Genomic DNA, 7700 nt, shown 5'->3' on the forward strand with positions numbered 1-7700 from the left:
TTTTCGGGTGGACGGGGGAAAACGCCTTTCGCCACGAGCCCTACCCACGGGATGAGGAAATCCATGCAACGCCTCTTTCCGAGGGCTGGCGTGCTGTCACGGGTGAGTTTAACGAGGAGGGAATGTTTATTGAAGACCCACGAGCCGTTGAAACCATCGATGCGGTTGGGCCTGAAACACCTTCAACCTTGGGGGATCTTCTCCATACACTTGCTCCCTATCAGGGCCAGATTGTTTCTTTGGAACTTGATTGCGGGGTTCATGAATGGAAGGCCTCCTTGCATTTGCAAAAGGGATCCACCCTTCAATGGGCAGATTTCGGTGATTTTGAAGCCAAACTCAAGGAATGGTGGGGATTCCCCGTAAATGATGAAAGCGTTTTTTTCGATAGCCTTGAGGGCAGGCCTATCGAGAGTGAACCCATGATCGGGCGATTGAATTCCATCCGGGAGGATGGAATTGTCACTCATGCGGAATTCACCCAGCTGGCCCGCATTATCTTTGCCGATGGGTTTTTTGAAGGGAAGGAGCGCTTGCTTCTGAAGTCCTGGATAGACGGAGGGCAGCTCGTTTTTGAAGATGAGTTAGACGAGCGGGCCTATAAAGATTGGCCGGCCTCGCTTTCATCGGTTCCTGCCGGAAATTTTTTTGACCAAAGGGCACGTGTCATCCATATCACAGCCACTCGTCCCGGGATTTTATCCGTGAGTTTCGAAAAAGAAGGGTGCACTTTCACCTGGGATCATCCTTCCGGTCAAAATCTTGATGAGATGCGAAAAGGGCTTTTCCCCATCGATCCTATCGAAGCATTTTTAAGTTTGGAGGATTTCAAAAACGGAAACAAAGGTTCGGATAGGGCGGAAAGTGCGATGGCCGATGAACTTTTAGAAGTCTTGATGGAAGCAGCACAGTCGGATTCTATTTTTTTCGAGGACTATATACGCGGATACCGGCTCCATGCCCAGCGTTGGGACCATGATCCTTCCGACAAGCCGGTGATGATGGGGTCCTCGTCCCATTTTTTTGGGGTCAAGCCCCCTCAGGAGCAAAAGGAAGCCATCGAAACCGCGCTGAGAATTCTCCCGAAAAAAGTCATCGCATTTCTAGATGAAAAAAACATGCGGTTTCATCTTTACCACTTTGGCCTTTTCCATCCTTGCGACAAGGAGAACAAAATCCTCTTTAAGAGCGGTGGCGATGTTGATCTGTATGGTTCAAGTATTGGCTTAAACTTGGATGTGGATCCTCATTTCCTGGCATTCGCCCTGGTGCATGAAATTGGGCATCATCTTCTTCCTCAAAATTCCTACGAAATGGTGCGGCGCCATTGGCTTAATTGCCTCCATTATAAACATGCCGACCCTTTGAAATATTTTGCGCGGAGATATTCTGCCTCTAATGAAGGTGAATGGTTTGCCGATGCCTTTGCCATTGTGGCCACGGCTCTTGGAGGGCTTCCTCATCTGAGAAGCGGACTCCAAAGTTATTTTACCGGTGTGAAAAGTTTCCCGTCGTTGCTCAAGGATTTTAAAGATCGTGACCCCGTCGGGTACCTTCTCATGCTCGAATTTTACCTGCGCTTGCGGGATGGCAGGGAGACGGCGAGCGCTTTTACATGGTTGCGATTTGAAATGGCGACTCAGCTCGTACAGACCTTTGGCGGCAGAATAACCGATGAAGGCGAAGCCCGGTGGCTGGAAGAAACCCGAGATGACTATTCGGAGCACGAAGCTTATGCCGATTGGAAAAAGAAGAGTCTCTATTTCAGTAGCGTGGATGATTTTAGAATTCTGGTCCGTAAGCATCCCGAATATTTTCCGGCAAGAAGGGATTATACCCTCAAAGTTCTCCGCCATGCCCTTTTAAAAGAAGAGGCAAAGAAGCCTGTTATCGAGTGTATGGATACGCTTGTAGCTTTGGATCAATTGGAAAAATGCATTGAACTGACTCCTTGTGACGGGGAGCTCCATAGGATTGTCCTGCAAATGCACCAGGCCATCATGAAAGAGGGAGAAGGGGATAATTTTGTGGAAAATTTTGGAGATGATCCGGCTCTTCGCCGTAAAGTTTACGAAATCATATGTTTTTTGGCCGAAAATAATCCATCGGAGATTTTATATGCTTCCATGAAAGAAGATTTAAAAAATTTGAATGAAGAATAATTACACAAAATTCTTGTTCTTGATTTTTTCGATGATGATCTTTTCGGGCATGAGGGGATCGCGGGGGTTTACCGAGAAATAACTTTGCTGTTCGCAACGGCGTTTGTTTTTGAGGAGCCACCTTAAAATGTCAGCGGTTCCCTTGTTGCGTTTGTCCTTGAAAAAGGGGTCGTTTTCCAGGGCGTCACGGGCCTTCTTTAGGGCCCGTCCTTCGGTGACGTCATTTTCCTTTACCCCATAATCGGGCAGGTCATATTTTTCGATGTCTTCGGGTAAGACTCCCAGGAATTTTACTTCTGGTGCAGAAAAATCCGAATTGCGGATGAGACTGGCCGCAGATCCGGCCTTGAGAGTGCGATAAATATTTTGCATGGTATAAGCGTCAAGATCGCCAAAAAAATAGCAGGGGATATCCAGTTCATCCTGGATGAGCTTGGTCCAGCCGCGCACGGCATTGGAAGGCACACCCTGGGCGCCCAATAAAATGACATTGTGTCTCTTGGTGAAGCCTGAATTTACCAGTGTGTTGGCCGTACCTTCTGATTCCACAATCAGGCAGAAATCAATTTTCTTTTTGGCCTTTAATTTCAGACTCTGGGGCCTGTTTTTGGGTTGAAAGGGTGAGGTTCCCAGGGTGGAAAGATCAATGGTGGCCTTGGTGCCATCCGGCATTGTTTCCACCACCACAAGCTGTTGACTGTAGGTTTGCCCGCCGCGGTCGTTGGCAAAGCAGTTTAAGTCTTCGCGATAACATTCCATCATCTCGCAAATGAAATCGATGATGGAATCACTTTCGTCCTGGTCATCAAAATCAAGGGGTTTCAACGCGGGGTTGTGTTTAATTTCGCCTTTGGAAATATAGTAGAGCTCACGTTTGGTATTGGTGGCGCCGACTTCCAGATTCCTTAAAATCAATTCCAACATAAAGATGGTGCGTGACATCTTTTGCACAGAACTCACATTCAACTCGGTGGCGACTTTTTTATCCCCGGGGGTTAAATAGCCCACTTTGGGGTTGTAAAAAGCATTGTCCAGCGAGCATTTGGTGGCCATGAGGACCGGTCTTTTGGCACGCTCCAGGTCGCGCAAGAGCGCTTCGCACATGTCGATGGAAAGTTGTTCAACGCTGATGTCTTGAGCCATTTGTCAGTTCATCCTTCGACAAGCCATGCACCATATGGTGCATGGCAAGCTCAGTATGTCCTTGCTCGGACATGGTGAGCCCCGTCGAACCATGACATTATTTCTTCTTTCTCTTCTTTACTTCCTCTTCCTCCACTATTCCATCCAGACTCAATTGGCCTTTTTCGAGGATGTCTTCGGTTTCATTTTCGGCATTGGCGGTTTTGGCAGCTCCTTCGGGGAGGATACCGGTCATTTCTGTTAATTCTTTTAACGCTTTTTCTGAATGGACGATGGCTTCTTTGAGTTCCTTTTCAGCCAGGTGCGCTTCGCGGCCTAAAATTTTGGCCAAACCTTCCAAAGCTTTTTCGCGCCTTCCCTTGGCGGCCTTGACAATCCGGCAGGCGCCGTCCACCAGAATGGGGCCGAATTGCTCAATGTGCTGGCGCTTCTTTTCAAGATCCAATTCTTTTTCTTCGCGACGGATGTGTTTGGAAAGTTTTTGTCCGGCTTGAATGAGTGCGCGTCTAATTTCTTCCACCAATTCATCGGAGGCATCTACTGTTTCTTTGGAGGCGTTTTTAAATTTGATGAACGGGCTTACCACGCTGATGGCGATGATGTACGGCCCGAGCGGCAGACTTCCTTTCGGTTGGTTCAAGCCATAAGATCGCCAGTTCACGGATTCTGCGGCTTGGGTCATGGCGCATGCGGATTTGTCGAACTGAAGTGGTACGCGGTTGGCAAAACGAAGGAGGGTGACGGAGTCATCTTCAGAAAGATTTTTATCCAATAAACGGGCCACGGCAACCTCGACCAAAACCGGCTTAAAGTCGCAGATGGCGGGCTTGCGCGAGACCACCGAAAAAAAATCCACCTGACCCACGCGCTGGATGCTCTTGGCCAGGCCCGATTCCCCGATGGACAAAACGCTTTTGGTGGAGGGCGCCATCAGTTTTAAATTGCTTAAGGTGGTGAAAAGTTTTTTGAATTCTTCTTCCGAAAGCGCATCGACGCTTTTCCCAAGCAAGCCCTTGGAAACGCCGTTTTGGGTGAGTTCTTTTAAGACGCTTTCATGAACGCGGGAGAATCCTTTTTTAAGCCACGAATGCACCTGAACGCGTCCAAAAAGATGCGAATGGGCGATGAATTCACCTAGCTTCATGGTGTGCGGGTGGGGCTCGGTGGCTTCAGGAATTTCGGTGAGTTCTTCGGTAACGCGAGGAACTTCAACCCAATCCTGGTCCAAAATTTTGTAGCGCAAGGTCATGTGCGGGTTGACAAGCGTGATGCCATTTAAATACGCTAAAATTCCACCTTCACCATTCAACTGGATGCGTGCATCAAGGATGAATTCGCATGCTAGCCCGTGGGGTTTCTCCCACGAGATGCTTTCTTTGTCTTTTAAGACGCCGCGGTTGTGCTTGATATCCACTTCAACAATGCATTTGATTGCCTGCCGCATCTTGTCGGTTTTGGTGATGACCGTGGCCCCTCGCGCATTGGTCAATTGCGCCCATGTGGTGCAAGCTGAAATACCAATGCCCTGTTGCCCGCGGCTGCAGCGCCCACGCCCGAATTTAGAACTCGCCAGGTATTCGCCAAACACGCGGACGATGTCATCGGGAGGAAGCCCCGGTCCGTTGTCTTCAACGGTGATTTTAATTTGATCGGCGTTTTTTGCGGTTCCTTCGCCCAGTTTTTCAACGATAACAGAAACTTCGGGCAAAATTCCGGCTTCTTCGCAGGCGTCGAGTGAGTTGTCGACGGCTTCTTTAATGGTGGTGAGAGCCGCTTTGGTGTAGGAGGAAAACCCCACCTGCTGAAGATTTTTGGAAAAATATTCCGCGGAACTTGCTGAAGTTATTGCTGCTTGTGCTTTAGCCATAGGTTTAAAGTTTTTAATTATGCAGACTGGAAGATCAAATGCAAGGATTTCTCAAAAAGCGGGGGTTATGGAGGAAGTTTCCTCACATGATATCCCCCTTTAAAAAAGGGGGACTAAGGGGGATTTGTTCCCGCATTGTTTCCGTTTTTGTTTTACGCGCTCACTTTATTTAAAATAAATTACAAAACCGGAAACGGAAGCGGAAACGGAAACGGAAACAAATCCCCCCTACCCCCCTTTTTCAAAGGGGGATGAATACGGGGAAAGCGTATTCTTGCAAAATCAACCAAACAAGATAAGTTCCCAAAATGTTCAAAGCTTTCCTCGCAGCCCTCATTTTACTTCCAGCCCTCATGGTCTGCAATGCCCTTCAAATGGCGAGCCTGGTTGTTTTGCCGTTTGCCCCGAAATTCTTCAGAAGGTGGAACAGGTTCGTTGCCAATGCCTGGTGGGCCGCTTGCGATCTTTGGGCTGAAAAATTAAATGAAACTCAAGTGATATTTTCCGGAGATGAGCTTCCCATCAAAGAAAACGCCATTGTTATCTTAAACCATCAGGGTTTGGTGGATATCCCTGTTGTTTTTCGTTTGGCACGCCGGAAAAAAAGATTGGGAGACATGAAATGGTTTGTAAAAGACATTCTTAAATATGTCCCGGGCATTGGATGGGGCATGCTTTTTCTGGATTGTCTTTTTGTGAAACGAAACTGGCTTGCGGACCAAAATTTGATCAAAAAAGTTTTTGAAAAAATTATACGTTACCAAGTGCCCTGTTGGATAATGAGCTTTGTGGAAGGAACAAGGAAAACCCCGAAAAAACTGACAGCAAGTCAGGAGTACGCCCTTAAAAACAAGTATGAGCCAACCAAACATTTGCTTATCCCCCGTACCAAGGGTTTTGTGGCCACGGTGGGAGCCCTTAAGAATCATGTAAAGGCTGTTTACGATTTTACGATTGGCTATGCCCCAGGGGTCCCCAGTGTGGCCGACTGGATGGGTGGGGAGGTAAAGAAAGTTTGCATGCATGTCAGGCGCTTTGAGTTAAATCAGCTTCCCCAGAAGGAAGACGAGTTGGCCGATTGGTTGCGGAAGCTTTTTCTTGAAAAGGATCAGTTATTGATCCGGTTTCATCAAACGGGGTCTTTTAAATGACGCCCCACTTATTTGGCCTTTCCCCTGAAGATTTGGTTTCCTTCATTCAAGGTTTTGGTGAACCTTTTCCTTTGGATCAGGCGCGACGATTGCAGGCACATGTTTTGGGAGATGGGAAACTGGATTTTATTGTAAAGAAGCCTGTCCGAAAAACCCTTCAGAAAAAAATCCTGGAAAATTGTGCCATGCACCTTTTGAAGATGGTGGAAAAGGTTGAAGACCCTGTAGACAAAAGTGTGCGCTATCTTTTCGAATCGCCGGATCATACCCTTATTGAGACGGTCTGCATTCCTCTTTTAAAACCGGGGCATTTTTCTGTCTGTCTTTCATCGCAAGCTGGTTGTGCCATGGGGTGTGATTTTTGTGCCACCGGACGAATGGGTTTGAAACGCAATTTGGAAATCTGGGAAATAGTGGCGCAGTTCTGGCAAGTCAGAAGCCAGACACAAGGGAGAATCAGCGGGGCTGTTTTCATGGGGCAGGGCGAGCCCCTGCACAATTACGACAATGTCATCCGTGCCGCACGGTTACTGTCTTCCCCCAGCGGATGCCGGGTTGATTCCAAAAACATCACCATCTCCACGGTGGGGCTTGTTCCGCAAATCAAACGATACACCGAAGAAGACCATCCCTTCCGGTTGATCATTTCGCTTACCTCTGCAGTGAAAGAAAAAAGGGATGCCCTCCTTCCAATTTCCAAACAGTGGCCGCTTACAGAATTGGCGGAGGCCATCAAAGCCTACGCTCTCAAAAGAAAAGAGAGAGTTACCCTGGCCTGGGTTTTGATGAAAGGAGTGAATTCAGGAGCGGATGAGGTGGCTGCCTTGAAGGAATTGCTGGAAGATACGCCTTTTAAACTGAATTTGATTGATGTCAATGATGCCCGGGAAAATGGCTACCAGCGTGCCGATGAAGGGGAGCGGAAGGCTTTTTTAAGGATTTTACAAGAGCTTCATGTTCCCATTGTGCGGCGGTATTCCGTGGGGAATCAGAGCCACTCGGCCTGCGGGATGCTGGCCGGAAAAAGGTTTAAGGATTTGGAAATGGCTGTTTAATGATGATGGAAATGTTCTTCTGAACCCTTTAACCCAAGTTGGGCGAATGTTTTTTGCTAAACTCCCTTTCCTTCCACAAAGCATACAACACTGGGTAGATAAGAAGTTCTAAAATAAAAGAAGTGACCAATCCCCCGATCATAGGAGCCGCAATGCGTTTCATCACGTCAGCACCCGTGCCATGGGAGAACATGATGGGAAGCAATCCCATCATGGCGGCCATCACGGTCATCATTTTTGGGCGCACTCGTTTGACAGCTCCATGCATGATCGCTTCATAAAGATCTTCACGGGATTTTAGCATTCCTTTCTCTTTGGCGTC

At 47.8% G+C, this 7700-nt stretch carries 4 protein-coding genes and 2 pseudogenes (1 of these 6 running past the window's edge); 3 read left to right on the forward strand and 3 right to left on the reverse strand.

Translation table 11 applies throughout. The annotated features are described in order from the left end of the window. Nucleotides 1-2162: pseudogene (locus tag A2048_05685) on the forward strand (hypothetical protein). Here the strand turns inward: A2048_05685 and A2048_05690 are convergent. Both A2048_05690 and A2048_05695 read right to left on the reverse strand, forming a co-directional pair. After that, the gene (locus A2048_05690; protein OGP07384.1) at nucleotides 2163-3305 is read right to left on the reverse strand and encodes a DNA topoisomerase VI; all 1143 of its coding nucleotides are present in this window, start codon (nucleotides 3303-3305) and stop codon (nucleotides 2163-2165) included. It lies immediately after the preceding pseudogene. A 97-nt stretch (nucleotides 3306-3402) separates the two neighbouring features. Further along, nucleotides 3403-5172 carry a DNA topoisomerase VI subunit B gene (locus A2048_05695; GenBank protein ID OGP07385.1) on the reverse strand — a complete coding sequence of 590 codons (1770 nt, stop codon included), beginning with the start codon at nucleotides 5170-5172 and terminating at the stop codon, nucleotides 3403-3405. A gap of 308 nt (nucleotides 5173-5480) precedes the next feature. Here A2048_05695 and A2048_05700 point away from each other — a divergent pair, with 308 nt between their 5' ends. Further along, complete coding sequence (locus A2048_05700) at nucleotides 5481-6323, forward strand: hypothetical protein (protein ID OGP07386.1); 843 nt, start codon at nucleotides 5481-5483, stop codon at nucleotides 6321-6323. A gap of 32 nt (nucleotides 6324-6355) precedes the next feature. Beyond that, nucleotides 6356-7378 carry a hypothetical protein gene (locus tag A2048_05705; protein ID OGP07425.1) on the forward strand — a complete coding sequence of 341 codons (1023 nt, stop codon included), beginning with the start codon at nucleotides 6356-6358 and terminating at the stop codon, nucleotides 7376-7378. 28 nt (nucleotides 7379-7406) lie between these two features. Here the strand turns inward: A2048_05705 and A2048_05710 are convergent. Then, nucleotides 7407-7700, reverse strand: a pseudogene (locus tag A2048_05710) (cation transporter); it runs 2856 nt beyond the window's last position.

This window comes from Deltaproteobacteria bacterium GWA2_45_12 (assembly GCA_001797365.1).
GTDB lineage: Bacteria > UBA10199 > UBA10199 > UBA10199 > UBA10199 > UBA10199.

Bases quoted from the DNA above. Each gene is read 5' to 3' on its own strand.
- A2048_05690 (OGP07384.1), bottom strand. From the start codon at position 3,305: ATGGCTCAAGACATCAGCGTTGAACAACTTTCCATCGACATGTGCGAA.
- A2048_05695 (OGP07385.1), bottom strand. From the start codon at position 5,172: ATGGCTAAAGCACAAGCAGCAATAACTTCAGCAAGTTCCGCGGAATAT.
- A2048_05700 (OGP07386.1), top strand. From the start codon at position 5,481: ATGTTCAAAGCTTTCCTCGCAGCCCTCATTTTACTTCCAGCCCTCATG.